The organism is Streptomyces sp. NPDC050416 (assembly GCF_044458845.1).
Taxonomy (GTDB): domain Bacteria; phylum Actinomycetota; class Actinomycetes; order Streptomycetales; family Streptomycetaceae; genus Streptomyces.
Map to the genome: position 1 here is coordinate 25,403 of NZ_JBITII010000007.1, position 25,894 is coordinate 51,296.

Genomic DNA, 25,894 nt, shown 5'->3' on the forward strand with positions numbered 1-25,894 from the left:
GCCCGTGTCACACGGGCCTTCTTTCATGCCTCGCGGAGTGCCTTCGCGAGCGTGCCCTCGCCGCTCACCTCGACCCGGCCCTCGCGCACGGCCCGGGCCAGGCTCAGCTCCCCCCGGCTGAGCGCCGTGCACGTGCCGGTGTCCAGGACCAGCCGGGCGTCCGGCTCGCCGGGGGCGGGCCCGTCGCCGTACACGGGCCCCTCCTCGGCACCGGCGTGCAGGTGGAACTGCCCTTCTTCCAGGCACACTTCGACGAGTCCCTCCCCGTCCAGCAGGCGCAGCAGGGGCAGGGCGAACCAGTGCGCCCGCACCGCGTCCGTCGGCCGCCGCTCGCCGAGTTCCGCCTGGCCCCACTCCCCCAGCGCCTGGAGTACGGGCAGCAACTTCCGTCCCCGGGCGGTGAGTTCGTAGACGTTGGCCGCGCCGGGCGGGGGCAGCCGCCGGCGGGTCGCGAGGCCGTCGCGCTCCATGTCCTTCAGCCGCGAGGCGAGTACGTCAGTGCTGACGCCCGGCAGGTCCGCGTGCAGGTCGGTGTAGCGGCGGGGACCGGCGAGGAGCTCCCGGACGATCAGGAGGGTCCAGCGGTCGCCGACGACGTCCAAGGCGCGGGCGGCGGAACAGTACTGGTCGTAGCTGCGGCGAGGTGGCATGCGACGCAGTCTAGACAAGTTGTTGGACTTTCCAAGCGGCTACTTGGTAAAACCAAGCAACACCAGTCGGCGAGGGGAAGCAGCGCATGGAGTTCCGGCAGTCGAGCAAGCTGAGCGAGGTCTGTTACGAGATCCGCGGCCCGGTCATAGAGCACGCCAACGCGCTGGAGGAGGCCGGTCACAGCGTGCTGCGCCTGAACACGGGCAACCCCGCCCTCTTCGGATTCGAGGCGCCGGACGAGATCCTCCAGGACATGATCCGGATGCTGCCGCAGGCGCACGGCTACACCGACTCGCGCGGCATCCTCTCCGCCCGCCGCGCGGTCGCCCAGCGCTACCAGACGCTGGGCCTGGAGGTCGGCGTCGACGACGTCTTCCTCGGCAACGGCGTCTCCGAACTGGTCTCGATGGCGGTCCAGGCGCTGCTGGAGGACGGCGACGAGATCCTCATCCCCGCCCCGGACTTCCCCCTCTGGACGGCCGTGACGACCCTCGCGGGCGGCAAGGCGGTCCACTACCTCTGCGACGAGCAGGCCGACTGGTACCCGGACCTGGACGACATGGCGTCGAAGATCACGGACCGTACGAAGGCCCTGGTCGTCATCAACCCCAACAACCCCACCGGCGCGGTCTACCCGAAGGAGATCGTCGAGGGCATCCTCGACCTCGCCCGGCGACACGGCCTGATGGTGTTCGCCGACGAGATCTACGACCAGATCCTCTACGACGACGCCGTGCACCACTCGGCCGCCGCGCTCGCCCCCGACCTGGTGGTGCTCACCTTCTGCGGCCTGTCGAAGACGTACCGCGTGGCGGGCTTCCGCTCGGGCTGGCTGGTGGTGACGGGCCCGAGACAGCACGCGAAGGACTACCTGGAGGGCCTCACCATGCTGGCCTCCATGCGGCTGTGCGCCAACGCGCCCGCCCAGTACGCCATCCAGGCCGCGCTCGGCGGCCGGCAGTCCATCCGCGACCTCACCGGGCCGGGCGGCCGGCTGCGCGAGCAGCGCGACGTGGCGTGGGAGAAGCTCAACGAGATCCCCGGCGTGACATGCGTGAGGCCGAAGGGGGCGCTGTACGCGTTTCCGCGCCTCGATCCCAAGGTGCACAAGATCCACGACGACGAGAAGTTCGTCCTGGACCTGCTGCTGCGGGAGAAGATCCAAGTGGTCCAGGGCACCGGCTTCAACTGGCCCACGCCCGACCACTTCCGCATCCTGACCCTCCCGTACGCCGACGACCTGGAGGCGGCGATCGGGCGGATCGGGCGGTTCCTCGGGGGGGTACCGGCAGTAGGCGCGATTGTCAGTGGCGGGTCGTAGCCTTCCAGCAGGTGGGGCGAGTGCCCCGGGACCTGTCCCGTGCCGGAGAGGAGCGCGCCGTGACCCGACCGCCGACCGCCGCGCAGCGGCGGGTCATCGACGCCGCCGACCCGGTGACCGGCCGGCTGCGGGGTACGGAGGCGCAGCTCGCGGCGCTGGTGAAGCGGGGGCTCGCCTTCCGGCACCCGCGGCCGCCGCACGATCACTTCCTGACGCCGGAGGGCCACCGGGTACGGCAGGGCGTCATGCAGGTGCACGAGCCCGCCACCGAGGCCCCCGCCACCGCCGGTGTGTTCGCCGCGCGCGTCGGCGGGGAGGAGGCGGCACCGCAGAGCGGGCCCGCGCGGCGCCGCGAGGTGCACAGCGCCTGGCAGGGGCTGCTGGAGCTGCGCCGGATGACCAACCCGGACGGCGCGGTGGAGCGGCCGTGCGGCTGGGAGCGTACGCATCTCGTACAGGCCGCCGCCCTCGCGCTGGAGGCGGCCGGACACCACCCGGCCGGGCAGGGCGACGGGGGCTACCGGGTGCGGGAGACCCCGCAGCCGGAGGCCGTCGCCGTGTACGAGCCGGACGGCGAGGCGCTGCGGACCTGCGCGGCCACCCTGGAAGCGGCAGGCTGGCAGGTGAGCGAGCACCGCGAGCACCGCACCGGGACCCGCTATCTCCTGGCCTCGCCCCGCCGGGCGTGAGGGGCATGCCAAGATCGGTGGATCGTTGCGTACGCCACGCGTGCCCGGTGTGAGAAGGGAAGCCATGAGCGAGCCGTTTTCCGTCCCGGTGACCGTCCGCGGTTACGAGACCGACGTGCAGGGTCACCTCAACCAGAGCGTGTACCTGAACTACGCGGAACACGCCCGCTGGTCGTTACTGCGGGCCGCGGGGATCAGCCAGTCCGCCCTCATCGGCAGCGGCGTGGGCCCGGTCGCCCTGGAGACGACCATCCGCTACAAGCGCGAGCTGCTCGCGGGCGACGAGGTCGAGGTGACCTGCGCCTTCGCCTGGGGCGAGGGCAAGACGTTCCGCATCGAACAGACGGTCCGCAAGACCGACGGCACGGTGGCGGCCGAGATCACGGCGGTCGGCGGCCTGCTGGACCTGAAGGCCCGCAAGCTGCTCCCGGACCCCCGGGAGCACTTCAGGAAACTCGCGTCGGACCCGGGGCTGTTCGGCCTGTAGCGGCGGGACGGGGGCCTGCGGGCGCCGGTCTCACGGTGCTGCCGGGGCGCTAGGGACGCCCGTGATCTCCTCGCCCGCCTCCATCGGGTGGGTCACGTCGTGGGCGTCCCGGTAGCGCGGGCCCAGGTGGTTGAAGACCAGGTTCAGCAGGACCGCCGCCACGCAGCCCGTCGAGATGCCCGAGTCCAGGACGATCCGCGCCGTCTCCGGGAAGGCGTGGTAGAACTCCGGCGCCGTGATCGGGATGATGCCGACGGCCAGGGAGACGGCCACGATCAGGACGTTGTTGTCCTTCTCCAGACCGGCCCGGACCAGGGTCTGGATGCCGCTGGCGGCGACCGAGCCGAACAGGACCACACCCGCCCCGCCGAGCACCGGGCGCGGTACGACGGCGATCAGCGAGGCGGCCATCGGGCACAGGCCCATCAGCACCAGGAAGCCGCCGCCGGCCGCGACGACGTACCGGCTGCGGATCTTCGTCATCGCGACCAGGCCGATGTTCTGGGCGAAGGCGCTGCACATGAAGCCGTTGAAGAGCGGGCTGATCGCCGAGCCGAGGGTGTCGGCGCGCAGGCCGGCCGCGATGGTCTTCTCGTCGGCCGGGCGTTCGACGATCTCACCGAGCGCCAGCATGTCGGCGGTCGACTCGGTCATCGACACCACCATCACCACGCACAGGGAGAGGATCGCGGCGAGCTGGAACTGCGGTGCGCCGAAGTGGAACGGGGTCGGGAAGCCGATGACCGCCGCGTCCGCGACCGGGCCGAAGTCCGTGGCGCCGAACGGAATCGCGATGAGCGTGCCGGCGACCAGGCCGAGCAGCACCGCGATCTGCTTGACGAAGCCCCGGGTGAAGCGCCGCAGCAGCAGGACGATGACGAGGGTACCGGCGGCCAGCCCCAGGTTGGTCGCCGAACCGTAGTCGTGCGCCGCCGGGTCGGGGCCCTGGGCCCAGCCGAAGGCGACCGGGAGCAGGGAGATGCCGATCAGGGTGATGACCGTGCCCGTCACCACCGGTGGGAAGAAGCGGACCGCCTTGCAGAAGACGGGGGCGGCTGTGAAGCCGAGGAGTCCGGCGACGATGACCGCGCCGAAGATGATCGGCAGGGCGTCGGACTTGTCCTCGGTGGCGGCGACGATCGCGGTCATCGGGGCGACACCGGCGAAGGTGACGCCGTTGACGAACGGCAGCCTGGCACCGATCTTCCAGATGCCGATGGTCTGCAGGATCGTGGCAAGGCCCGCGGTGAACAGGCAGGCGCCGGTGAGGAAGGTCAGGTCGGTGGCGGTCAGGCCGATGGCCGCGCCGACGATCAGAGGTGGGGCGACGACTCCCGCGTACATGGCGGCCACATGCTGCAGGCCGGTCGTCGCCATCTTGAGCGCGGGGAGTTTTTCGTCAACGGGGTGGTCGGCCACGGCGGCTTCCCTCCGGCCGGTTACACGGCTGCGCCGGATGACGGCCGTGGGTGTCAAGGAGGTGGTGCGAGTGGTCGTGCGGGACCGGACATGCGGGACGGGGGTGGCCGTTCCGGGGCGCGCGCGTTCAGGCACACGCCCCGGAGACGACCGCCGTGGACCCCGCTCGGGTCCGCGGCCACCGGCCGGGAGCCGTCCCTCCCGGCCGGAGTCATCGGGGTGTTCAGGCCTGCGCGGCGATCCTCGCCAGCCGCCGGGCCTCGTCCCGCGTGGAGCGGGCGATGGCGTCCTCGTCGGCCGTGAGCAGCCGCCCGTCCTCGACGATCTGCCGGCCGTCCACGAAGGAGGCGGTGACCGGGGCCGCCGCGCCGAAGACCAAGGCGGTCACCGGGTCGGCGATGGAGGCGTGGGCGAGCGTGTCCAGCTTCCACAGCACGAGGTCGGCGAGCTTGCCGGGCTCCAGGGAGCCGGTCTCCGCCGCCCGGCCCAGTACCTGGGCGCCGCCGTACGTGCCGAGGCGCAGCGCCTGGCGGGCGTTCAGGGCGGCCTCCTTGTGGGCGCCGAGGCGGTTGATGAGGAGGGCGTTGCGCAGCTCGGTGTGGAGTTCGCCGGACTCGTTGGAGGCGGTGCCGTCGACGCCGAGGCCGACCGGGATGCCGGCCGCGAGCATGTCGGGGACGCGGGCGATACCGGCCGCGAGGCGGGCGTTGGACGACGGGCAGTGCGCCACGCCGGTCCTCGTGCGGGCGAAGGCGGCGATGTCGGAGTCGTTCATGTGGACGCAGTGCGCCATCCACACGTCCTCGCCGAGCCAGCCGGTGGACTCGAAGTAGTCGGTCGGGCCCATGCCGAACAGTTCGTGGCAGAACTTCTCCTCCTCCACGGTCTCCGAGCCGTGGGTGTGGAGCCGTACGCCGAGGCGGCGGGCCAGCTGGGCGCCGTCCCGCATCAGTTCGGTGGAGACGGAGAAGGGCGAGCAGGGCGCGACGGCGACCTGGGTCATCGCGTCGAAGGAGGAGTCGTGGTGCTGCCGCACGGTCTCCTCGGTGGCGGCCAGCGCGCCGTCGAGGGTCTCGACGGCGAAGTCCGGGGGCAGGCCGCCGTCCTTCTCGCTGCGGTCCATCGAGCCGCGGGCGAGGGTGAAGCGGACGCCCATGTCGCGGGCGGCGCCGATGATCGCGCCGGAGAGGTCACCGGAGCCGTGCGGGAAGACGTAGTGGTGGTCCATGGCGGTGGTGACGCCGCCGCGGGCCATCATCGCGAGCGAGCCCTGAGCCGCCGCGCGCACCATCGGCTCGTCGATGCGCGCCCAGACCGGGTACAGCGCGACCAGCCAGTCGAACAGGTTGTGGTCCGTGGCCAGACCACGGGTGATCCACTGGTAGAAGTGGTGGTGGGTGTTGATCAGTCCGGGGGTGACGAGGTGACCGGAGGCGTCGATACGGCGTACGACGTTCTCCAGGCCCTCGGGGGCCTTGCCCGCGCCGACCGACTCGATGCGGTTGCCGGCGAGGACGACGTGCCCGGAGGCGTACTCGGTGTCGTCGGCGTCGACGGTCGCGATCGCACAGTTCTCGATGACGATGCGCCGGGCTGCTGCCATGGTTCGTCCTTTGCGCTGGGTTGGAGGGGCACGGCAGGACCCTGGGAGTTTGAGTGCCGTGGCCGAGGAGAAGGGTTCCCCGGCCACGGGTGCCGAAAGAGGGAACGCCGGGAGGGCGTCAGAGGTTGGTGAGGTCCACGGGGATCTTCGCCTCGCAGCCGTCCCGCAGGATCGTCGCCTCGATCAGGCCGTAGGGGCGGTCGGCGGCGTAGTAGACCTCGTTGTCGTTCTTCAGCCCGAACGGCTCCAGGTCGACCAGGAAGTGGTGCTTGTTCGGGAGGGAGAAGCGGACCTCGTCGATCTCGCTGCGGTTGTCGATGATCCGCGCGCCCATCTGGTACAGCGTCTGCTGGAGCGAGAGCGAGTACGTCTCGGCGAAGGCCTGGAGCATGTGCTTCCTGGTCTGCTCGTAGGACTTCTCCCAGTGGGGCATGCGCTGGTCGTCGTCGGTCCAGTTGAACCGCCAGCGGGCGGAGACCTGGGTGGCGAGGATGCGGTCGTAGGCCTCCTTCAGCGTCGTGTACTTGTCCTTGACGTAGCCCCAGAACTCGGAGTTGGTCGAGTTCATCACGACGAGGTCCTTCAGACCGGAGATGACCTCCCACTTCTCACCGTCGTAGGTGATCTGGGTCAGCCGGACCTCCTGGCCCTTGCGGACGAAGGAGTGCTTGACCTCGTCGGCACCGATGAACCGCGAGTTGGCGTCGGAGGCCTCGATCCGCTCCCAGGCGTACTCCTCGATGCGGATCCGGGCCGTCTTGATCGGCTCCTGCGAGGTCACGAAGTGGCGGGCGAGGTGGATGCCGAACTGCTCGGCGGACTCGATGCCGTGCTCCTTGGCGAACGCGTACACCGTGTTCTTGGTGGTGTCGGTGGGCAGGACGTTGGCGTTCGAGCCGGAGTAGTGGACCTCGTCCATGTCGCCGCTCAACGACACGGAAACGTTGAGGTCCTTGATGTGGTGGGTGGCGCCGTCCCGCGTGATCTTGACGACTCGGTTCTCGGCCTTGCCGTACTGGTTCTGTCCCAGAATGGTGGGCATGAGTAGCTAGCTCCCTCGGTATACGGAGTAGCCGAACGGGTTGAGCAGCAGCGGTACGTGGTAGTGCTCCCCGGGCGTCACGGCGAAGGTGATCGCCACCTCGGGGAAGAACACGGCACCGCTGTCCCGATTCGCGGGGGCGTCCTGCTGCGCATCGGCTTGCTTCTTCTCGAAGTACGGCTCCACCGCGAAGTCGAGCCGTACATGGGTGGTGCCCTCCGGCAGCGCCGGCAGGTCCTTGCACCGCCCGTCCGCGTCGGTCGCGGAGCCGCCGAGCGCCTGCCAGCCGGCCTCGCGCCCCGGGCGGGCGAAGAGGTGGACGGCGACGCCCTGGGCGGGGCGGCCGGCGGACGTGTCCAGGATGTGCGTGGACACGGATGCGGTGGCTGAGGTGCTCATGCTGCGGTCAGTCCTCTTCGACGAGTCGGGCCAGACGGATGCGGTTGATCTTCCCCAGTTCCGTGCGGACGATCTCGCGCTCCCGCTCCGGCGTGTTGCCGAGCCGTTCCCTGACCGCGTCGCGCATCTGCTCGGCGGTCCGGCCGGTGGCGCAGATCAGGAAGACGTGGCCGAACTTCTCCTGGTAGGCGAGGTTCAGCTCCAGCATCTCCGCCTTGAGCGCGTCGGAGGCGCCGGCCATGCCGCGCTGCTCCCGGGCCGAGGTGGGGTCGCCGGGCTTCGGGCGGCCGATGGGCGGGTGGCCGGCCATCGCCTCCGCGAGGTCGTCGGCCGTCAGCTCCGCCATGGCGGCGTCGCTCGCGGCGTACAGGGCCTCGCGGGTGGCGTAGGGGCGGGCGGCGAGCAGGCGCTTCGCCCACGCCGTGGAAGCGCACACCTCGTGGAGCGCGGTGAAGGCCGCGTGCTCCTCGAGGGCGTTGAACCGGGCCAGGCCCGGCGGCATGGATGTGGACGTCACGGGAGCCTCCGTGGCCGGGTACGGCCTTCGTGCTGAACGGGCGTGCCGATAGCTAACGCCCTCCCGCGACAGCACGTCAACAGTTTGTTGAAAATTCCGCGTGACGAAACCCGGCGAGGCGGCGGAACCCGACCAGCGGTGGCGAAACCGGGCGGGCCCGGTCAGGCCCCCTTCTTGCGGTTGAGGTAGTTGTAGACGGTGAAGCGGCTGACGCCCAGGGCGCTCGCCACGGTCTCCACCCCGTGCCGTACGGAGAAGGCGCCGCGCGCCTCGAGTATCCGCACGACCTCCTGCTTGGCCTTGCGGTCCAGGTCGGCCAGGGGCATGCCCTTGCGGCGCTCCATGGCGGCCAGGATGTGGTCGAGGGAGTCGGCGAGCTGCGGCAGCCGTACGGCGACGGCGTCGCGGCCCTCCCAGGACAGGACGACGTCGTCGGGGCCGGCCTCGTCGGGCGGGATCATCTCGCCGCCCATGGCGTCGACCAGGGGCTTCACGGCCGCGATGAACGGCTCGTCCCCGGCGCCGCTCACGCCTTGCCCTCCTCGAGCACGTTGACCTGGAGGGAGACCCGGGTGGCGCCGGCCTCCAGGGTCTTGCGGAGCAGCGCGTCCACGGCGGTGAGCACCGCGTCGGCACCGCCCTCGGCGGTGTTGCCGAACGGGCCGACGTCCACGGCGTCCAGTTCGGCGGCCTCGACGACCTCGCGGGCGACCAGCGCGTGCGCGGGTGCCTCGTCGAGGTCGAAGGGCTCGGTCGTGAACTCCACTCTCAGTCGCATGCTGGCCCCCAGAACCGTCGTGACCTGTGCGACCCTAGCCGACGCCGGGGCGGACCGGACCGCCCTGGATACGGGCACCTTTCCCGCTCACGCGCGGGCACGCCCCTGGGCCTCCATTGTCCTCAACCGCCGGGAAGCGGGCCGCCGGAAACCAGGCCACCGGCAAGCGGGCCGCACACGGCACGGTCTCGCCGCTCCGTCAGCCGACGGCCTGGTACGCGAGGACGCCGCCGACGCAGATGACGCCCACGCCCGCCAGGAGGTCCACGCCGTGGAGCATCCGGGAGGTGAACCAGCGGCGGAACGGCATGGCCCCGGCGCTGAGGATGGTGAACCACAGCAGCGTGTCCGAGCCGACACCGACGAGCATGGCCAGTGAGTCCGCGAGCGTGCCGGTGACGTTCGCCGCCGTGGCGGCGGCGAAGGCCGCCGCCCAGTAGCCGATCGTCGCCGGGTTGGCCGCCGTCGCCGTGAGAGCCGTACGGAAGGCCTCCCACGGCTGCACCGTCTCGCCGTCGGCGTCGACGACCGCGCTCCTGGCGCGGAAGGCCGACCGCACCGAGCGGACGCCGAGATACGCCATGACCAGGGCACCGGCGAGCCCGGGAGCGGTCCGCAGCACCGGGATGTCCAGCAGCTTGCCGACACCCGCACACGTCGGCCCTCCGCTTTCCGGCCGACCTCTGCCGGGAGTCCTCGCGAGGCCCGCCTCCGCCCCCTTGACAAGCCACGACACCCGACGGCAGTCTTCCGGTAAGCAGAAAGCAACTTCCACAATGTGGAACATCGCGGAAGGGAGCGCCGCCCGATGGGATTCGCAGACCAGCGCTTCAACGTCAACCTGTCGATCCTCTTCACGGAACTCCCGCTCCTGGAGCGCCCCGCGGCCGCCGCCGCGGCCGGCTTCACGGCGGTCGAGCTGTGGTGGCCCTGGATCGACTCGCCCACCCCCGCACAGTCGGAGCTCGACGCTCTGAAGAAGGCCGTCGAGGACGCGGGCGTCCAGCTCACGGGCCTCAACTTCTACGCCGGCCGGCTGCCCGGCCCGGACCGCGGCGCCCTGTCGGTCCCGGGCGAGGAGTCGGAGAGGTTCCGCGCCAACGTCGACGTGGCGGCCGGCTTCGCCGCCTCCCTGGGCTGCAGGGCGCTCAACGCCCTGTACGGCAACCGCGTCGAGGGCGTGGACCCGGCCGAGCAGGACGCGCTCGCACTGGAGAACCTGGTGTTCGCGGCCCGGGCCGCCGACCGGATCGGCGCGATCCTGCTGATCGAGGCGCTGAACCGGCCCGAGTCGCCGGCGTATCCGCTGGTGTCCGCACCGGCCGCGGTCGGCGTCGTCGACAAGGTCAACGACACGACCGGGATGGACAACGCCCGCTTCCTCATGGACCTCTACCACCTGTCCATGAACGGCGAGGACCTGCCGCAGGTGATCGACCGGTACGCCGCGAGGACCGGCCACGTCCAGATCGCCGACAACCCGGGCCGCGGCGCCCCCGGGACGGGCTCGCTGCCCCTCGAAGACCTCCTCGACCAGCTGAACAAGGCGGGTTACGACGGCTGGGTCGGCCTCGAGTACAAGCCGGGTGACCGCCCGAGCGCCGAGGCCTTCGACTGGCTGCCCCGCTGACCCCCGCACCGAAAGGCATCCCCATCATGACCACCACCGCTCTGCCCAGGATCGCCTGGATCGGCCTCGGCATCATGGGCTCCCCCATGTCCGAGAACCTCATCAAGGCGGGCTACGACGTCACCGGCTACACGCTGGAGCGGGAGAAGCTGGACCGCCTCGCCGCGGCCGGCGGCACGGCCGCCGGTTCGATCGCGGAGGCCGTGCGGGACGCCGACGTCGTCATCACGATGGTGCCGGCCTCCCCGCAGGTCGAGGCCATCGCCTACGGCCCGGACGGCATCCTGGAGAACGCGAGGTCCGGCGCCCTGCTGATCGACATGTCCTCGATCACCCCGCAGACCTCGGTCGACCTGGCGAAGGCGGCGAAGGACAAGGGCATCCGCGCCCTGGACGCCCCCGTCTCCGGCGGTGAGGCCGGCGCGACCGAGGCCGTGCTGTCCATCATGGTCGGCGGCGAGCAGGCCGACTTCGACCAGGCCAGGCCGATCTTCGAGGCGCTCGGCAAGACCATCGTGCTGTGCGGCCCGCACGGCTCCGGCCAGACCGTGAAGGCCGCCAACCAGCTGATCGTCGCCGTGAACATCCAGGCGTGCGCGGAGGCCGTGGTCTTCCTGGAGAAGTCCGGCGTGGACCTGAAGGCGGCTCTGGACGTCCTGAACGGCGGTCTCGCCGGCTCGACCGTGCTGACCCGCAAGAAGGACAACTTCCTCGGCCGGGACTTCAAGCCGGGCTTCCGGATCGATCTGCACCACAAGGACATGGGCATCGTCACGGACGCCGCCCGCAACGTCGGCGCGGCCCTGCCCGTCGGCGCCGTGGTCGCCCAGCTGGTCGCGTCCCTGCGCGCACAGGGCGACGGCGGCCTGGACCACTCGGCGCTGCTGCGGGCCGTGGAGCGGCTCTCCGGCACCCAGGTCTGACGCCCGCCCTCCGGGGATCTTCCATACTCCGGGCGGCGTCGCCGCTGACACATGTCCTGTCGCGCCCAAAGCGGCGGCGCCGCCCGGACCCAGCCCTGCCCACCGCTTCAACAAACTGTTGACGCTCCGACACCCCGACCCTAGGCTCCACGAAGCGGAACCATTTTTCCGCTGCCCTCTCGTACGGAAGGTGACGATGTCGCAGCGCGTGCTCACCACCGAGTCCGGCGCCCCCGTCGCCGACAACCAGAACTCCGCCACCGCCGGCGTCGGCGGCCCGCTCCTGCTCCTGCTCCTGCTCCTGCTCCTGCTCCAGGACCAGCATCTGCTGGAGAAGCTCGCCCGCTTCAACCGCGAGCGCATCCCGGAGCGCGTGGTGCACGCCCGGGGGTCCGGCGCCTACGGCCATTTCGAGGTGACCGACGACGTCACTGCCTTCACCCAGGCCGACTTCCTCGGCGGGACCGGCAAGCGGACCGAGGTGTTCCTGCGCTTCTCGACCGTGGCCGACAGCCTCGGTGGCGCGGACGCGGTGCGCGACCCTCGCGGTTTCGCGGTCAAGTTCTATACGGCCGAGGGCAATCACGACCTCGTCGGGAACGACACCCCGGTGTTCTTCATCAAGGACCCGATCAAGTTCCCGGACTTCATCCACTCGCAGAAGCGCGACCCTCCCCCACGCCTTAAGGGCGCGGGGGGACCCCCATCGGGCCGTCAGGAGCCGGACGGCGTCTGGGACTTCTGGGCGCACTCCCCCGAGGCCACGCACCAGGTGACCTGGCTGATGGGCGACCGCGGCATTCCGGCCTCGTACCGGCACATGAACGGCTACGGCTCGCACACCTACCAGTGGACGAACAGCCGTGGTGAGGCCTTCTTCGTCAAGTACCACTTCAAGACCAACCAGGGCATCCGCTGCCTGAGCAGCGAGCAGGCCGCCGAGCTCGCGGGCAAGGACCCGAACTCGCACCAGACGGACCTGCTCCAGGCCATCGAGCGGGGCGTGCACCCGTCCTGGACGCGCTACGTCCAGATCATGCCGGCGGCCGAGGCGGACGGTTACCGCTTCAACCCGTTCGACCTGACGAAGGTGTGGCCGCACGCCGACTACCCGCTCCAGCGCGTCGGCCGGCTGGTGCTGGACCGCAACCCGGACAACGTCGTGCCGGGCATCGGCCCCTCGCCCGACAAGATGCTCCAGGGCCGCCTGTTCGCCTACGCCGACGCCCACCGCTACCGTCTGGGCGTCAACCACACCCAGCTGGCCGTCAACGCGCCCCGGGCCACGACCGCGCGGAACTACGGCCGGGACGGCCTCATGGCGTCCAACACCCAGGGCCGGTACGCCAAGAACTACGAGCCGAACTCCTACGACGGCCCGGTGGAGACCGGCCGACCGCTGTCCGCCCCGCTCGCGGTGACCGGCCACACGGGCACCCACGCGGCGCCCCTGCACACCAAGGACGACGACTTCTTCCAGGCGGGCGAGCTGTACCGGCTGATGTCCGCCGAGGAGAAGTCCCGCCTGGTCGCGAACATCGCCGGCGGCCTCTCGCAGGTCTCCCGCGACGACGTGATCGAGAAGAACCTCGCGCACTTCCACGCCGCCGACCCCGAGTACGGGCGGCGCGTGGAGGAGGCGGTCCGCGCCCTGCGCGAGGACTGAACTCCCTGACCGCGTCCGACCGCGCGGGGCGACCCGGATGAGGGGTGGTCGGCCCGGGCACGGACGCGGGCAGGGCGCGGTCCGCGGCGGAGTGTGAGCCAGTGCGGTGGTGAAGGACCCGGCCGGGCGTCTCGACCTGAGGGAAACCCGATCCGGACTCCGTCACACCCGCCGCGGTCCCAGCACCACCTCCAGAAGCCCCCTGGCCTCGCGCCGTCGGACGGCCAGCACTGACGCGCTCCCTACACCGGGCCATCTCCGGCGAGGGAGCGCTCGGCGTTGTCCAGGAGTTCCTTGTATGTCAGGACCTCGACCCTGGTGAGGTGCGAATTGAACGTCCGCAGCGCCTCGTTGATCTCCTCCTCCGGCACCTCCGGATGCAGTGTCGGATGCCCGACCAGGACGAGGGCGCTGGCACGCCGAGTCTCGATACCGAGGTCGGCACGGAGCCGCTCCCGGCTCTCATCCAGACCAGTGAGGTAGTTGACAGCCTGGCCAACGGCCTCGTGCACCTGCGCCGCCGGCACCCATGCGTTGCGATGCCGCTTGACGAGGGGACCCTTGAGGCTCATGGCTCGCTTGAGTTCCACGATATGGAGCGCTCCGTCACCACGTATCAGCGGGATGTCCACCTCGTCTCCCGGCACGAGGCGCCGCTGCGCCGCCTCGCCCACGAACCGCCCACCGAAGATCCAGTACTGCCCGTCAAGCGCCCGCTGCACATCGGCCTCTGTGGCCTTGCAATCCTCGACGACGGTGCGCAGTTCTTTGAGTCGGGCCGCGCGTCGGCGCAGTTCAGCGGCCTGAAGGAGGATTCGTCCTTGGTCATCGGCAGCCAGCAGGGCCATGGCTTCGGGCGACGTGACGATCTTCCGGGCTTCAGCGGCCGGGTCGGCGACATCGATCCGGCCGCTGCGGATGATCCGCTCCAGCCACAGGGTGATCTCGGCACGGCCCCTCGGAATCACATAACGCCCAGGGCGATCGTCGGGGGCCTGAAGGAACAGCGCGTCCTCACCCTGCGCACGGAAATGCTCCAGGAACTCTTTGATCCCGGCATCGGGGTGGCCCGACAGGAACTCCCGCCCGCTGTCGACGAGCCACTGGTGCATCGCCTTCATGGTGCTGCCGAGGAAGCCCGTGTGCGACTCCCGTCTTTGTCCATCACCGAACAGCCTGTAGCGATCCTCAAAGTCGTACCGCAGGATCCGCCCCTCTGCGTACTCGATCGCATCCTGCACAAGCCGCACTACCTGCCACTCGTCGGCCCTTGCCGCAGTCCCTCTCACTTCCCCCAAGAGACGTATCAGCTCTCTGCCGCCCCGCCTCTTGCCGCTCCGGCCGCTGTGCATGTGCGTGAAGACCGACTGCACGGCGCTCTTCACGGTCTGGTCGACGGCCTCCTTGGCCACCACCTCACGTAGATGCCACTCCAACGTCATGTCGCTTCTCGGTGTCATACGGCGCATTGTGTTCGCAGGGTCTGACAACACCCCGGCGTGCGTTTCCAGCGCTGCCGCAGGACGCTGGAGGCATGACACATCGACCAACGGAGCATCCGCACGTCGTGGTGCATCCTCCTGCCCTGGACGGCTCCCGGCGCGTCACTGCGGGCGACGCGACACTGGGTATCGCCACACACGTCGACGACGTCGCCGAGATCCTCCGGCTGGCCGACCTCTACGTCACCGACGTCGGGGAGAGCGACCTCGTCGAGTGGCAGGGCGGTGGCCCGGACGACTGGCCGGGACTCTCGGAGCACCACGGCACGTGAACGCGTACGGCACCGGTCGTACGTCCCGTACGGAACCCTCAAATGAACCTCTGAACCCGGCCCCGGGGGCTTCAACCGCCCCCGGGGCCGGGCACATTCTCGGCACACGGGACCCGCCGGCACGGGGGCCGGCGGGCCCCGGCACGGGGGTGAAGCCATGGATGACGGTACGGCGCTCCGGCTGGAGCCGCACGAGATCGCACTGCTGGGGAACGGCCCGCGGGCCGCCGTCACCGTCGCCGTGGTGGATCTGTATCTGCGGGGCCTGGTGGAGGCGGACCGGCCGGGGACGGTGCGGGCGGGCGTCGCGGACGCCGTGAGCGCGCAGCGGCCGCCCTCTCCCCTGGCCCAGGAGGTGCACGCCTGTCTCCACGAGCCCGCCGGCCTGCGGACGTTGGTCAAGGACCCGGGCATACGGCTCGCGGTGGCCCTCATGCGCATCCCGCTCGCGGAGGCGGGCCTGCTGCGCTACCCGCTGCTCGGCCCGACGCGCGGCGCCCGACGCCATGTGCGGGAGCTGCGGCAGCGCCATCCGCTGCCCGCCGGCAGACGCGGCCTGACCGACCACGACCGGCTGCTGCCCGTCGCCCTGCACGGCGAGGCGGCCCTGCGGCTGCTGGCGCCGCGCTTCGCCCTCCGCGCGGGTCTGATCCGCCGGGCCGAGGTGGGCGGCAAGAGCCTCCTCAAGCACTCGCGCGGTCCCTACGGAGGCGGCAGTGCGGGCTACACCTACTGCGGCGGAGGCGGATGCGGGGGTGGAGGCGCGTAGTGAACGCGTGAACGCGACAGGGGCGGTCCGTCCTCCCGGACGGGCCGCCCCTGTCGTGCGCGGGTGTCAGACCTTCAGCGGCTTGACCGAGGTCGGTGCGTGGCCGGGCTCGGTGGCCAGTTCCTCGAACTCCACGACGTTGCCGATGTCGTTGGTCGTCGACATGGAGATGTTGGTGACGCGCTCCAGGATCGCCTCGACGACGACCGGGACCCGGTACTCCGCGGCGAGCTTCTTGGCCTGCTCGAACGCGGCGCCGAGTTCCGCCGGGTCGGTGACGCGGATCGCCTTGCAGCCGAGGCCCTCGGCGACCCTGACGTGGTCGACGCCGTAGACGCCGAGCTCGGGCGCGTTGATGTTCTCGAACTCCAGGTTGACCTGGAAGTCGATGTCGAACGTCCGCTGCGCCTGACGGATCAGGCCGAGATAGGAGTTGTTGACGAGCACGTGGACGTAGGGGATCTTGTGGTGCGCGCCGACGGCCAGTTCCTCGATCATGAACTGGAAGTCGTAGTCCCCGGAGAGCGCGACGACGGACGCCTCCGGGTCGGCCTTGGCGACGCCGAGCGCGGCCGGGATGGTCCAGCCGAGCGGGCCGGCCTGGCCGCAGTTGATCCAGTGGCGGGGCCGGTAGACGTGCAGCATCTGGGCGCCGGCGATCTGCGAGAGGCCGATGGTGGAGACGTACCGGGTCTCCGGGCCGAAGGCCTTGTTCATCTCCTCGTAGACGCGCTGCGGCTTGATCGGGATGTCGTCGAAGTGCGTACGGCGCTGGAGGGCCGCCTTGCGCTCCTGTGCCGAGGCCGCCCAGGCGGAGCGGTCGGGCAGCCTGCCGGCCGTCTTCAGCTCGCGCGCCACCTCGACGAACAGCTCCAGCGCGGCCCTGGCGTCGGAGGCGATGCCGTAATCGGGGGCGAAGATCCTGCCGATCTGGGTGGGCTCGATGTCGACGTGGACGAACTTCCGTCCGGCGGTGTAGACGTCGAGTTTGCCGGTGTGGCGGTTGGCCCAGCGGTTGCCAATGCCGAGGACGAAGTCGGACTCCAGGAAGGTCGCGTTGCCGTAGCGGTGCGAGGTCTGGAGGCCGACCATGCCGGCGTTCAGCTCGTGGTCGTCGGAGAGGATGCCCCAGCCCATGAGGGTGGGAACGACCGGGGTGCCGGTCAACTCGGCGAACTCGACGAGCAGTTCGGCGGCGTCCGCGTTGATGACACCGCCGCCCGCGACGATCAGCGGCCGCTCGGAGGCGTTCAGCATCCCGATCGCCTTCTCGATCTGGGCGCGGGTCGCGGCGGGCTTGTAGACCGGGAGCGGCTCGTACGTCTCCGGGTCGAACTCGATCTCCGTGAGCTGGACGTCGATCGGCAGGTCGATGAGGACCGGGCCGGGGCGGGCCGAGCGCATCAGATGGAAGGCCTGCTGGAAGACGCCGGGGACCTGCGCGGCCTCCAGCACGGTCACGGCCATCTTGGTGACCGGCTTGGCGATCGAGGCGATGTCGACGGCCTGGAAGTCCTCTTTGTGGATCACGGCGGTCGGGGCCTGGCCGGTGATGCACAGGATCGGGACGGAGTCGCCGGTCGCGGAGTACAGGCCCGTGATCATGTCGGTGCCGGCCGGGCCGGAGGTGCCGATGCAGACGCCGATGTTCCCCGCGCGGGTGCGGGTGTAGCCCTCGGCCATGTGCGAGGCGCCCTCCACGTGGCGGGCGAGGGTGTGGTGGATGCCGCCGGAGGCCTTGAGCGCCGCGTAGAAGGGGTTGATCGCCGCGCCCGGGACTCCGAACGCGTCGGTGACGCCCTCACGCTTGAGGATCTCAACTGCCGCGCGGGCAGCGGTCATTCGAGCCATCGAGTACTCCTGCTTCGGCTGTCGGATTCGCACTCCCGTCGCGCCCTGCGGTGAGCCTCTTTCGTATTGCGGAAATAAACTTCTACTATCTGGAATGAATGTATGTGGGGTGGGCGAAGGGCGTCAAGAGAGGGGGCAAGCGGCGGACAGGCGGGGCCTCGACGGCGCACGATGGACGCGTTGTCCCGATGTGCCGCCGTACGGGAGTGGTCATGGCCGAGAGCGTGCCGGTGCGCTGTCCGTCCTGCCGACGGGAGCACCGCTTCACGGTCCCGTCGTACCCGTGCGTGTGCGGAGCGCCCGTCGCCCCGCGGCTCGACCCGGACGGCACGGTGACGCCCGTCGCCCATCGCGTCTGGCAGGACGACTGGGTGACGGTCGGGTGCGCGTCCTGCGGCCGACGCGGGGAGTGGCCGCGGCCGGAGGTGGGGTGCCCGTGCGGGGTGGTGCTGCGGGTGCCGGTTGTGGAGGGGCGGGGCGGGGCCGGGCGGGACGGCGCGCCGGGCGCGAGTGCCCGGACCGGTCCGCGCGACGCCGCAGCCGCCGTCGAGGGGGCACCTGCATCAGCCGGTGCCGCCGACGGTACCGGCGCGGCCCGGCCGCCCTTCCGCACCGTCCCGGGCCGTACCGCGCTCGACGCCGTCACGGCCGCCGCGCTCTATCTGCGCCGGCTCGGCTACCGGGGCGTCCGGCGGGCGGATCAGCGACCGCCGTCCGGGATCGGGCTCGCCGCCCGCGGCGTCGTCGCGCTGGTCGACCCGGCCGTGCGCCCCGCGGCCCTGCGGGACGTGGAGTGCCTGTGGCTGACGGCCATGACGGAGTCGGCGGACTGCCTCTGCTTCTCCCTCGCCGGGTACGCGCACGACGCCCGGGCCCGCGCCGACGCCCTCGGCGTCCCGCTGTTCGTCCTCGACCTCACCGGCACGCCGCGGCCGGTGAACGCCCCGGCCGCCGCACTGGACGCCACCGGCACGGAGAACCGGGCGCCCTGATACCCCGGGAACCGGTCAGTCGTCGGCGGGCCCCGGCCTGCTGAACTCCTCGATCAGCACGGGATACTGCTCACCACCGTGTCCCGCGGCGATCGCGCGGTCGGCCATCGCCTTGAACAGCTTCGGCAGTTCGGCGCTGACACCCACCGCCTCGCTCTCCTCGATCAGGTGTGCCATGGCCCGCGCGTCGGTCTCCAGGGCCGACACCTCGGCCGGGAAGGAGCCGCTGTCGATCTGCTCGGCGTATCCGGGCAGCCAGTCGGCCACACCGGCGGCGATCCGCTGCGCGAACGGCGCGTACGTCGCGGCGTCGACACCGGCCGTCCTGAGCAGCGCGGTGCCCTGGAGCCAGGCGTTCAGGACGCTCCACATCATGGCCAGTCCGGCCACGTCGTACAGGGACGCCAGGCCGTGGTCCGCACCGAGGTGGGTGACGGTGCCGAGCGCGTCGAGGGTCGGCTTGTGCGCGTCGAAGTCCGCCTGGGGGCCGCTGTGCAGAATCACCGCCTCGGGCGTGCCGATGGCCGGCGGTACGGCCATGACGGCGCCGTCCAGGTAGCGGGCGCCGCGCTGCTCGGCCCATCGGGCGGTCTCCCGGGCCTGGGCCGAGTCGCCCGAGGTCAGATTGACCAGCGTCGTGCCGTCGAGTTCGACGTCGCTCGTGCCGAGCAGCTGCCGCACGGCCTGGTAGTCGGTGACGCAGATGATCGTCAGGGAGCCGGCCCCGACCGCGTCGCCGACTGTCGGTGCGAGGCGTGCGCCCCGGCCCACCAGCTCGTCGGCCTTGGAGGGCGTACGGTTCCACACGGTTGTGGGATGCCCGGCCTTCAGGAAGGCGCCGGCGAGTGCCTGGCCCATCAGTCCGAGTCCGATGACTGTCACGGGTGTGCCGGTTCTGTTCATGGCAGCATCGTCAACGTTGATACCGGTGTGAAGGTCAAGCGAGGTTGTCGATGCGTATCGGGGAACTGAGTCGCCGGACGGGCGTCAACGCCCATCAGTTGCGCTACTACGAGGCCCAGGGCCTGCTGGAGGCGGACCGGGGCACGAACGGGTACCGCGAGTACGACGAGGACGCGGTCCTGCGGGTGAGACAGATCCGCCACCTGCTGGGCGCCGGCTTATCGTCCGAGGACATCGCGTATCTGCTGCCCTGCGCGGTCGGCGAGGCGCCGGAGCTGCTCGGGTGTCCCGAACTGCTGGCGGCGATGCGGTCGCGGCTGCGCCGCCTGGACGATCAGATGGCCGCGCTCGCCCGGTCCCGGAACGCCCTCGCCGACTACATCGACGCGGCCCAGCGCATGAGCGACCGGACCTACCCGCCGTTTGACGGTGCCGCCCCGGAGCGCGTGCCCGCCTGACGCTCCGGTTGTGCGTGGCCCGGCCGGGCCTGGTCCGTGAGCGCCGCCGCGGTGGCGCGGGCGAAGGCTTCCGGGTTGTCCAGCATGATGTTGTGTCCGCAGTCCGGGACCGCGACGACGGACACCCCGGACGCGGTGAGTGCGGCGGCGCCCGGGAGCGGGCCGTCGGCCTCGGGCAGCAGGAAGGTCCGGGGGATCTTCATGTCCAGCAGGAGTTCGCGCATGGAGGGGACGGTGCCGCGCACGAGGTGGACCGCGCTGCGGTGCAGGGCCTCCCGGCCGGCCAGACGCATCGTGGACCACCAGTGGGGGCCGACCCGGTCGCGTACCTCTTCCCATCCCCCGGCCAGGAACTGCTGCTCGGTGTAGGCGGCGATCCCGCTGCTGCCCGACGATCCGGCGGCGCGCGGCATCGGGTCGAGGTTGGCGTCGACCAGCACCAGACGGGAGACCAGGTGGGGATGCCGGGCGGCCAGGACGATGGCCACGGAGCCGCCCATGCTGTGCGCGATCACCTCCGCCCCGGTGACGCCCGCGGCGGTGAGCGCCGCGGCGAGCGCGTCGGCGTGTGTTTCCAGGGTGTAGTCGAAGCTCGTGGGCCGGTCGCTGATGCCGTGCCCGAGCAGGTCGATGAGCAGCGAGCGGTGACCGGCCAGCAGGGGATGGACCGCGATCTGGGTGAAGTAGGCGGCCGATGTGGCGCCCAGGCCGTGCACGTAGACGCGTGGCGGTTCCTGTCCCGGCAGTTCGACCCAGCGGATCCGGTCGCCCTCAGGCGTCACGGCGGCGTCGCGCACGGTCTGCTCCCCCTCGCGGTTGAAGTCGGTGTGGAGGGACGAGAGTAGCCACCGGATCCCGATCAGCACCGCGCCGCATACTCACCCCATGCGTATCCGCCCCGCGACCGCCGCCGAACTCTCCGCCCTCCAGGACATCGAACGTGCCGCCGGTGCCCCCTTCCGCGACCTCGGCATGCCGGAGATCGCCGACGACGCACCGCCCCCGCTCGACGTACTGGAGCGCTGCCGCGGGGCGGACCGCTGCTGGGTCGCGGCCGACGAGCGGGATCACCCGGCCGCGTACCTCCTCGCCGAACCCGTGGACGGCGCCCTGCACATCGAGCAGGTCTCGGTCCATCCGCGCGCCGCGCGCCGGGGCGTGGGCCGGGAACTCCTCGCGTACGCCGCCGACCGCGCCCGCGAGGAGGGCCTGACCGCCCTGACCCTGACCACCTTCACGGAGATCCCGTGGAACGCCCCCTACTACGCCCGCCTCGGCTTCCACACCCTCGCGAAGGCGGACCTCACCCCCGGCCTGCGCGAGATCCGCGCGACGGAGGCCGAACACGGCCTGAACCACTGGCCCCGCGTGTGCATGCGCGCACCGTTGTGAACACAGCGCGGTAATCCGCGCGCGGCCCGGCCCCCCACTGCTGCCACGATGCGCCCATGGGCGACATCGAACCCGGCACGCTCGTCGTGCGCCGCGCCGAGCCGTCGGACCACACGGCGCTGACCGAGACCGACCCGATCGCGGCGGCGGGAGACCGGGCACGCCGCGCGAGCATCCGGCCTGGTGCGAGCAGGGCCGGGCGCTGCTGGCCGAGGACGCGCGCGGGCCCGTCGGCTACGGCGTGCTGGAGTACACCTTCTTCGAGCAGGGCTTCCTCACCCTGCTGACGGTCGCGCCCTCCGCACGCCGGCAGGGAGTGGGAGCTCTTCTATCTCCGCCCATCCGCGAACCTCTCCCGCAGTTCCACCTTGCGTACCTTCCCGGACACCGTCATCGGGAAGGAGTCGAGGAGCTGAAGACTGGTCGGGATCTTGTAGTGGGCCAGGCGGTCCTGGCAGAAGGTCTGGAGTTCGTCCAGGGTGAGCGGGTCGGCGGGGTCGTGGGGGATGACGCAGGCGAGGACCTCCTCGCCGTAGCGGTCGTGCGGGACGCCCACGACCTGGACGTCCTGGATCTTGGGGTGGGCGTAGAGGAACTCCTCGATCTCGCGGGGGTAGATGTTCTCCCCGCCCCGGATGATCATGTCCTTGATGCGGCCGACGATCTCGACGTAGCCGTCCTCGCGCATCACCGCGAGGTCGCCGGTGTGCATCCAGCGGCCCGCGTCGATGGCCTCGGCGGTCTTCTCCGGCTCGTTCCAGTAGCCGAGCATCACGCTGTAGCCGCGGGCGCACAACTCGCCCGCCGTGCCGCGTGGTTGAGTCACACCCGTCGCCGGGTCGACGATCTTCACCTCGATGTGCGGCAGCACGCGGCCGACCGTGCCGGTGCGGTGTTCCAGGTCGTCGTCGCGCCGTGTCTGCGTGGAGACGGGCGAGGTCTCCGTCATGCCGTAGCAGATGGACACCTCGGCCATGTTCATCTCGTTGACCACCCGCTTCATCACCTCCACCGGGCAGGGCGAGCCCGCCATGATGCCGGTGCGCAGGGAGGAGAGGTCGTAGGACGCGAAGTCGGGGTGGTTCAGCTCCGCGATGAACATGGTGGGGACGCCGTAGAGGGAGGTGCAGCGCTCCTGCTGGACCGCGTCCAGCGTGGCCTTCGGGTCGAAGGACGGGGCCGGGATGACCATGCAGGCGCCGTGGGACGTGGCGGCGAGGTTGCCCATGACCATGCCGAAGCAGTGGTAGAAGGGCACCGGGATGCAGATCCGGTCCTGCTCGGTGTAGGCGATCATCTCGCCCACGAAATAGCCGTTGTTGAGGATGTTGTGGTGGGAGAGCGTGGCCCCCTTGGGGAAGCCCGTCGTGCCCGACGTGTACTGGATGTTGATCGGGTCGTCGCAGGACAGGCCGTCGTCCTCGAACCGGGCGCCGGGAGTCCCCCGCCCGAGCAAGGCTCCCCAGCTCGGGTCGCCGAAGTACACGACCTCGCGCAACTCGGCGCACCGGCCCCGCACTTGCTCGACCATCGCCCGGTAGTCGCTCGTCTTGTGGCTGAGGGAGGCGAACAGGAAGGAGATCCCGGCCTGGTCGAGGACGTACTCGACCTCGTGGGTGCGGTAAGCCGGGTTGATGTTCACCATGATCGCGCCGATGCGGGCGGTGGCGTACTGGACCAGGACCCACTCGGGACAGTTGACCGCCCAGATGCCCACCCGGTCGCCCTTGTCGACCCCCGAGGCGAGGAGGGCGGAGGCCAGTTCGTCGACGGCCGCGCCGAACCGCGCGTACGTCCAGCGCCGCCCGGACTCCACGTCGACCAGCGCCTCACGGTCCGGCCAGGTGGCCACCGCCCGGTCCAGGTTGGCCCCGATCGTGTCGCCGAGCAGAGCCGTCCCGCTGGTGCCATGACTGTACGAGTTCACCGGAAGTCCTCCTCGCGGTACTCGGCGTCCGACCCGGCCGCCGTCGCCTCCCGCAGCTCGATGCGGCGGATCTTGCCCGAGACGGTCTTGGGCAGGGCCCCGAACTCCAGACGGCGGATGCGCTTGTAGGGGGCGAGGGCCTGACGCGAATGCTCGAACAGCACCTTCGCCGTGTCGGGGCCCGGCTCCCAGCCCTCCGCCAGGACGACGTACGCCTTCGGCACCGCGAGCCGCAGCTCGTCCGGCGCGGGCACCACCGCCGCCTCGGCCACCGCCTCGTGCTCCAGCAGGGCGCTCTCCAGCTCGAAGGGGCTGATCTTGTAGTCGGATGCTTTGAAGACGTCGTCCGCGCGGCCGACGTAGGTGATGTAGCCGTCCTCGTCCCGTGCGCCGATGTCGCCCGTGCGGTAGTAGCCGCCGGCCATCGCCTCCGCCGTGCGGTCCGCGTCGCCGTGGTAGCCGGTCATCAGGCCGACGGGGCGGTCCGACAGGTCGAGCGCGATCTCGCCCTCGCGCGCGCCCGGGGCACCCGAGACGGGGTCCAGCAGTTCGACGCGGTAGCCGGGGCTCGGCCGGCCCATCGAGCCGGTCTTGAGGGGCTGGCCGGGGCTGTTGGCGACCTGCACGGCCGTCTCGGTCTGGCCGAAGCCGTCCCGGATGGTGACGCCCCAGGCGCGGCGGACCTGCTCGATGACCTCCGGGTTGAGCGGCTCACCGGCGGCGACGATCTCGCGGGGCCGGGTGCGCAGCTGCGTCAGGTCGGCCTGGATGAGCATGCGCCAGACGGTGGGCGGGGCGCAGAAGGTGGTGACCCGGGCCCGGTCCATCTCGGCCATGAGCCGGGCGGCGTCGAAACGCGTGTAGTTGTACAGGAAGACGGTCGCCTCGGCGTTCCAGGGGGCGAAGAGGTTGGACCAGGCGTGCTTGGCCCAGCCGGGTGAGGAGATGTTCAGATGCACGTCGCCGGGCTCGAGGCCGATCCAGTACATGGTCGACAGGTGCCCGATCGGGTACGAGGTGTGGGTGTGCTCGACGAGTTTGGGCCGGGCGGTGGTGCCCGAGGTGAAGTACAGCATCAGCGGGTCGTCGGCCCGGGTCGGGGCGTCGGGGGTGAAGCCGGCGGGGGCGCCGTAGGCGTCGTCCAGCGGCAGCCAGCCCTCGGGTACGGCTCCCGCGTCTGTCGCGTCCGTCGCGGCGATGCGGGTGTAGTCGCCGGGGACCTCGGCGAACTTGCCCGCGTCCTCGGAGCGCGCGATGACGTGCCGGACCCGGCCGCGGTCGACGCGGTCGCGCAGGTCGGCTGGGCCGAGCAGCGGGGTGGCCGGGATGACCACCGCGCGCAGTTTCATCGCCGCGAGCGCGGTGATCCACAGTTCGGCCTGGTTGCCGAGCATCACGAGGATCCGGTCCTCGGCGCGCACGCCCCTGGCGCGCAGCCAGTTGGCGAACTGGTCCGAGCGTACGGACATCTCCCCGAACGACAGCTGTGTCTCGCGGCCGTCCTCCTCGACGATGTGCAGAGCGGTGCGGGCGTTGCCGTCCGCGATCTCGTCGAACCAGTCGAGCGCCCAGTTGAAGTAGTCGGGACGGGGCCAGCGGAAGCCCTCGTAGGCCGTGCCGTAGTCCTCGCGGTGCTCCAGCAGGAAGTCCCGCGCGCTGCGGAACGCCTCCGTCGCCGATGTCATGTGTCCTCCTTGGTACCGGACCATTGCCGGGCGGCTCCGAGCCATCGTGTAATCCGTGATGCAGGTCTCACTACCCCCGAACGGGGGGTGCGCCCGTGCAGGAGCCGTAGTGAAGGGGCGATCAGGTGACAGCAGACGCGTCCGACGCGGTCGAGATACGCAACGCGCTGCTGCGTCTGCGGCGCGCCACCGGCCTTCCGGTCGCCTTCGGCGGCCTGATGGAGGCCGGGCAGCGGATGCGCATCAGCGAACTGAGCGGCACGGCGACGCACGCCCTGCGTTCGCTGGTGGTGACGTCCGGGAACGGGCTGGGCGGCAAGACGGTGGTGCTCGCCCGGCCGTGCGTGGTGACGGACTACTCGGTGTCGCGGCAGATCAGCCACGAGTACGACGCCCCGGTGGCGGTGGAGGGACTGCGCTCGGTGCTGGCCGTGCCGGTGATCGTGCGGCACTCGGTGCGCGGGGTGCTGTACGGGGCGCTGCGCACGGCCCTGCCGCTGGGCGGGCGCATGCTGGACGAGGCCGTGGAGGCGGCGCGGGACGTGGAGCGGGCGCTGGTCGTGCGGGAGGAGGCCCGCACGCTCGCCGCGGAGGGCGGGGCCGGCGCGGGACGGGAGTTCGTCGCCGGGGGCGGGCCCGGCGCGGGCCGGGAGCAGGTGCGGGAGGCGCACGCGGCACTGCGGGCACTGGCCCCGAAGATCGCGGATCCCGAGCTGCGGGCCGAGCTGCTCGACGCGTGTGCCCTGCTCACGGCCGACACCACACCGTCGGACCGGGTCCGGCTCACGCCCCGCGAGGTGGACGTGCTGGCGTGCGTCGCCGCGGGGGCCACGAACGCGGTCGCGGCCGAGCGGCTGGGGGTGACACCCGAGACGGTCAAGGGGTATCTGCGGTCGGCCATGCGCAAGCTGCGGGCCCGGACCCGGGGCGAGGCCGTGGTCGCGGCACGCCGAGCGGGATGGTTGCCGTAGGTTTGTGATGTTTTTCCGTTGCCCCTGCCGTTCGATATGCCGACGGG

General features: G+C 71.0%; 27 protein-coding genes. 12 read left to right on the top strand and 15 right to left on the bottom strand.

The window, feature by feature from the left end; translation table 11 throughout:
* Nucleotides 1–23: 23 nt before the first annotated feature.
* Complete coding sequence (locus tag ACIBL4_RS22285) at nt 24–650, bottom strand: winged helix-turn-helix transcriptional regulator (RefSeq protein ID WP_399412653.1); 627 nt, start codon at nt 648–650, stop codon at nt 24–26.
* An 86-nt stretch (nt 651–736) separates the two neighbouring features.
* On the opposite strand from ACIBL4_RS22285, the gene ACIBL4_RS22290 reads away from it, so the two are divergent.
* The 3 genes from ACIBL4_RS22290 (at nt 737) to ACIBL4_RS22300 (ending at nt 3,148) form a co-directional block, all read left to right on the top strand.
* Complete coding sequence (locus ACIBL4_RS22290) at nt 737–1,972, top strand: pyridoxal phosphate-dependent aminotransferase (protein WP_399412655.1); 1,236 nt, start codon at nt 737–739, stop codon at nt 1,970–1,972.
* A gap of 59 nt (nt 1,973–2,031) precedes the next feature.
* On the top strand, nt 2,032–2,661 hold the full coding sequence (locus ACIBL4_RS22295) for a hypothetical protein (RefSeq protein ID WP_399412657.1): 630 nt from the start codon (nt 2,032–2,034) through the stop codon (nt 2,659–2,661).
* Between the two features lie 64 nt (nt 2,662–2,725).
* Nucleotides 2,726–3,148 carry an acyl-CoA thioesterase gene (locus ACIBL4_RS22300; RefSeq protein ID WP_399412659.1) on the top strand — a complete coding sequence of 141 codons (423 nt, stop codon included), beginning with the start codon at nt 2,726–2,728 and terminating at the stop codon, nt 3,146–3,148.
* 30 nt (nt 3,149–3,178) lie between these two features.
* Here the strand turns inward: ACIBL4_RS22300 and ACIBL4_RS22305 are convergent, their stop codons facing one another.
* The 8 genes from ACIBL4_RS22305 to ACIBL4_RS22340 all read right to left on the bottom strand — a co-directional run bounded on the left by ACIBL4_RS22305 (nt 3,179) and on the right by ACIBL4_RS22340 (nt 9,642).
* Nucleotides 3,179–4,567: a nucleobase:cation symporter-2 family protein gene (locus tag ACIBL4_RS22305; protein WP_399412661.1), complete on the bottom strand. Its 1,389-nt coding sequence runs from the start codon at nt 4,565–4,567 to the stop codon at nt 3,179–3,181.
* A 223-nt stretch (nt 4,568–4,790) separates the two neighbouring features.
* Nucleotides 4,791–6,170 carry an 8-oxoguanine deaminase gene (locus ACIBL4_RS22310; protein WP_399412663.1) on the bottom strand — a complete coding sequence of 460 codons (1,380 nt, stop codon included), beginning with the start codon at nt 6,168–6,170 and terminating at the stop codon, nt 4,791–4,793.
* A 118-nt stretch (nt 6,171–6,288) separates the two neighbouring features.
* Entirely contained in the window at nt 6,289–7,212 is a 924-nt protein-coding gene (gene pucL, locus ACIBL4_RS22315; protein ID WP_399412665.1) for a factor-independent urate hydroxylase, read from the bottom strand.
* Between the two features lie 6 nt (nt 7,213–7,218).
* Nucleotides 7,219–7,611: a hydroxyisourate hydrolase gene (uraH, locus tag ACIBL4_RS22320; protein ID WP_399412667.1), complete on the bottom strand. Its 393-nt coding sequence runs from the start codon at nt 7,609–7,611 to the stop codon at nt 7,219–7,221.
* A 7-nt stretch (nt 7,612–7,618) separates the two neighbouring features.
* Nucleotides 7,619–8,128 (bottom strand): 2-oxo-4-hydroxy-4-carboxy-5-ureidoimidazoline decarboxylase, encoded by a 510-nt coding sequence (gene uraD, locus ACIBL4_RS22325; RefSeq protein WP_399412669.1) that lies wholly within the window; start codon nt 8,126–8,128, stop codon nt 7,619–7,621.
* A 161-nt stretch (nt 8,129–8,289) separates the two neighbouring features.
* A complete protein-coding gene (locus ACIBL4_RS22330) occupies nt 8,290–8,658 on the bottom strand; it encodes a helix-turn-helix domain-containing protein (RefSeq protein WP_399412671.1) in 369 nt (122 codons plus the stop codon).
* Nucleotides 8,655–8,906, bottom strand: coding sequence for a hypothetical protein (locus tag ACIBL4_RS22335; RefSeq protein WP_399412672.1), 252 nt, complete (start codon nt 8,904–8,906; stop codon nt 8,655–8,657). The genes ACIBL4_RS22330 and ACIBL4_RS22335 overlap by 4 nt, the downstream gene beginning before the upstream one ends.
* Before the next feature lie 199 nt (nt 8,907–9,105).
* A complete protein-coding gene (locus tag ACIBL4_RS22340) occupies nt 9,106–9,642 on the bottom strand; it encodes a LysE family transporter (RefSeq protein ID WP_399412674.1) in 537 nt (178 codons plus the stop codon).
* A 72-nt stretch (nt 9,643–9,714) separates the two neighbouring features.
* Between ACIBL4_RS22340 and ACIBL4_RS22345 the strand changes: the two genes are divergently transcribed.
* The 3 genes from ACIBL4_RS22345 (at nt 9,715) to ACIBL4_RS22355 (ending at nt 13,125) form a co-directional block, all read left to right on the top strand.
* Nucleotides 9,715–10,536, top strand: coding sequence for a TIM barrel protein (locus ACIBL4_RS22345; protein ID WP_399412676.1), 822 nt, complete (start codon nt 9,715–9,717; stop codon nt 10,534–10,536).
* A gap of 26 nt (nt 10,537–10,562) precedes the next feature.
* Nucleotides 10,563–11,459: a 2-hydroxy-3-oxopropionate reductase gene (locus ACIBL4_RS22350; RefSeq protein WP_399412678.1), complete on the top strand. Its 897-nt coding sequence runs from the start codon at nt 10,563–10,565 to the stop codon at nt 11,457–11,459.
* 196 nt (nt 11,460–11,655) lie between these two features.
* Nucleotides 11,656–13,125, top strand: a complete 1,470-nt coding sequence (locus tag ACIBL4_RS22355; protein WP_399412680.1) for a catalase — start codon at nt 11,656–11,658, stop codon at nt 13,123–13,125.
* 242 nt (nt 13,126–13,367) lie between these two features.
* Here ACIBL4_RS22355 and ACIBL4_RS22360 read toward each other — a convergent pair whose 3' ends face one another.
* Entirely contained in the window at nt 13,368–14,585 is a 1,218-nt protein-coding gene (locus ACIBL4_RS22360; RefSeq protein WP_399412682.1) for a Shedu anti-phage system protein SduA domain-containing protein, read from the bottom strand.
* A 74-nt stretch (nt 14,586–14,659) separates the two neighbouring features.
* On the opposite strand from ACIBL4_RS22360, the gene ACIBL4_RS22365 reads away from it, so the two are divergent.
* Entirely contained in the window at nt 14,660–14,899 is a 240-nt protein-coding gene (locus ACIBL4_RS22365; RefSeq protein ID WP_399412684.1) for a hypothetical protein, read from the top strand.
* A gap of 157 nt (nt 14,900–15,056) precedes the next feature.
* A complete protein-coding gene (locus ACIBL4_RS22370; RefSeq protein WP_399412686.1) occupies nt 15,057–15,668 on the top strand; it encodes a TIGR04222 domain-containing membrane protein in 612 nt (203 codons plus the stop codon).
* Nucleotides 15,669–15,734: 66 nt separating this feature from the next.
* Here the strand turns inward: ACIBL4_RS22370 and gcl are convergent, their stop codons facing one another.
* Nucleotides 15,735–17,519, bottom strand: a complete 1,785-nt coding sequence (gene gcl / locus ACIBL4_RS22375; protein WP_399412688.1) for a glyoxylate carboligase — start codon at nt 17,517–17,519, stop codon at nt 15,735–15,737.
* A 212-nt stretch (nt 17,520–17,731) separates the two neighbouring features.
* Between gcl and ACIBL4_RS22380 the strand changes: the two genes are divergently transcribed.
* Nucleotides 17,732–18,511, top strand: coding sequence for a hypothetical protein (locus tag ACIBL4_RS22380; RefSeq protein WP_399412690.1), 780 nt, complete (start codon nt 17,732–17,734; stop codon nt 18,509–18,511).
* 15 nt (nt 18,512–18,526) lie between these two features.
* Here ACIBL4_RS22380 and ACIBL4_RS22385 read toward each other — a convergent pair whose 3' ends face one another.
* Nucleotides 18,527–19,414 (bottom strand): NAD(P)-dependent oxidoreductase, encoded by an 888-nt coding sequence (locus tag ACIBL4_RS22385; RefSeq protein WP_399412692.1) that lies wholly within the window; start codon nt 19,412–19,414, stop codon nt 18,527–18,529.
* A gap of 50 nt (nt 19,415–19,464) precedes the next feature.
* On the opposite strand from ACIBL4_RS22385, the gene ACIBL4_RS22390 reads away from it, so the two are divergent.
* Nucleotides 19,465–19,872, top strand: coding sequence for a MerR family transcriptional regulator (locus tag ACIBL4_RS22390; RefSeq protein ID WP_399412694.1), 408 nt, complete (start codon nt 19,465–19,467; stop codon nt 19,870–19,872).
* Here the strand turns inward: ACIBL4_RS22390 and ACIBL4_RS22395 are convergent.
* Nucleotides 19,827–20,669: an alpha/beta fold hydrolase gene (locus ACIBL4_RS22395; protein WP_399413475.1), complete on the bottom strand. Its 843-nt coding sequence runs from the start codon at nt 20,667–20,669 to the stop codon at nt 19,827–19,829. The genes ACIBL4_RS22390 and ACIBL4_RS22395 overlap by 46 nt on opposite strands.
* Nucleotides 20,670–20,757: 88 nt before the next feature.
* Here ACIBL4_RS22395 and ACIBL4_RS22400 point away from each other — a divergent pair, with 88 nt between their 5' ends.
* On the top strand, nt 20,758–21,264 hold the full coding sequence (locus ACIBL4_RS22400) for a GNAT family N-acetyltransferase (protein ID WP_399412697.1): 507 nt from the start codon (nt 20,758–20,760) through the stop codon (nt 21,262–21,264).
* A 328-nt stretch (nt 21,265–21,592) separates the two neighbouring features.
* On the opposite strand, the gene ACIBL4_RS22405 is transcribed toward ACIBL4_RS22400, so the two are convergent.
* A complete protein-coding gene (locus tag ACIBL4_RS22405) occupies nt 21,593–23,191 on the bottom strand; it encodes an AMP-binding protein (protein ID WP_399412699.1) in 1,599 nt (532 codons plus the stop codon).
* Nucleotides 23,188–24,876 (bottom strand): AMP-binding protein, encoded by a 1,689-nt coding sequence (locus ACIBL4_RS22410; RefSeq protein WP_399412701.1) that lies wholly within the window; start codon nt 24,874–24,876, stop codon nt 23,188–23,190. Before ACIBL4_RS22410 ends, ACIBL4_RS22405 begins: the two co-directional genes overlap by 4 nt.
* Before the next feature lie 125 nt (nt 24,877–25,001).
* Between ACIBL4_RS22410 and ACIBL4_RS22415 the strand changes: the two genes are divergently transcribed.
* Complete coding sequence (locus tag ACIBL4_RS22415) at nt 25,002–25,847, top strand: response regulator transcription factor (RefSeq protein ID WP_399412704.1); 846 nt, start codon at nt 25,002–25,004, stop codon at nt 25,845–25,847.
* Nucleotides 25,848–25,894 lie beyond the last annotated feature (47 nt).

Bases quoted from the DNA above. Each gene is read 5' to 3' on its own strand.
- ACIBL4_RS22285 (WP_399412653.1), bottom strand. From the start codon at position 650: ATGCCACCTCGCCGCAGCTACGACCAGTACTGTTCCGCCGCCCGCGCC.
- ACIBL4_RS22290 (WP_399412655.1), top strand. From the start codon at position 737: ATGGAGTTCCGGCAGTCGAGCAAGCTGAGCGAGGTCTGTTACGAGATC.
- ACIBL4_RS22300 (WP_399412659.1), top strand. From the start codon at position 2,726: ATGAGCGAGCCGTTTTCCGTCCCGGTGACCGTCCGCGGTTACGAGACC.
- ACIBL4_RS22310 (WP_399412663.1), bottom strand. From the start codon at position 6,170: ATGGCAGCAGCCCGGCGCATCGTCATCGAGAACTGTGCGATCGCGACC.
- pucL (WP_399412665.1), bottom strand. From the start codon at position 7,212: ATGCCCACCATTCTGGGACAGAACCAGTACGGCAAGGCCGAGAACCGA.
- uraH (WP_399412667.1), bottom strand. From the start codon at position 7,611: ATGAGCACCTCAGCCACCGCATCCGTGTCCACGCACATCCTGGACACG.
- ACIBL4_RS22335 (WP_399412672.1), bottom strand. From the start codon at position 8,906: ATGCGACTGAGAGTGGAGTTCACGACCGAGCCCTTCGACCTCGACGAG.
- ACIBL4_RS22345 (WP_399412676.1), top strand. From the start codon at position 9,715: ATGGGATTCGCAGACCAGCGCTTCAACGTCAACCTGTCGATCCTCTTC.
- ACIBL4_RS22350 (WP_399412678.1), top strand. From the start codon at position 10,563: ATGACCACCACCGCTCTGCCCAGGATCGCCTGGATCGGCCTCGGCATC.
- ACIBL4_RS22355 (WP_399412680.1), top strand. From the start codon at position 11,656: ATGTCGCAGCGCGTGCTCACCACCGAGTCCGGCGCCCCCGTCGCCGAC.
- ACIBL4_RS22360 (WP_399412682.1), bottom strand. From the start codon at position 14,585: ATGACACCGAGAAGCGACATGACGTTGGAGTGGCATCTACGTGAGGTG.
- ACIBL4_RS22365 (WP_399412684.1), top strand. From the start codon at position 14,660: ATGACACATCGACCAACGGAGCATCCGCACGTCGTGGTGCATCCTCCT.
- ACIBL4_RS22370 (WP_399412686.1), top strand. From the start codon at position 15,057: ATGGATGACGGTACGGCGCTCCGGCTGGAGCCGCACGAGATCGCACTG.
- gcl (WP_399412688.1), bottom strand. From the start codon at position 17,519: ATGGCTCGAATGACCGCTGCCCGCGCGGCAGTTGAGATCCTCAAGCGT.
- ACIBL4_RS22380 (WP_399412690.1), top strand. From the start codon at position 17,732: ATGGCCGAGAGCGTGCCGGTGCGCTGTCCGTCCTGCCGACGGGAGCAC.
- ACIBL4_RS22385 (WP_399412692.1), bottom strand. From the start codon at position 19,414: ATGAACAGAACCGGCACACCCGTGACAGTCATCGGACTCGGACTGATG.
- ACIBL4_RS22390 (WP_399412694.1), top strand. From the start codon at position 19,465: ATGCGTATCGGGGAACTGAGTCGCCGGACGGGCGTCAACGCCCATCAG.
- ACIBL4_RS22400 (WP_399412697.1), top strand. From the start codon at position 20,758: ATGCGTATCCGCCCCGCGACCGCCGCCGAACTCTCCGCCCTCCAGGAC.
- ACIBL4_RS22410 (WP_399412701.1), bottom strand. From the start codon at position 24,876: ATGACATCGGCGACGGAGGCGTTCCGCAGCGCGCGGGACTTCCTGCTG.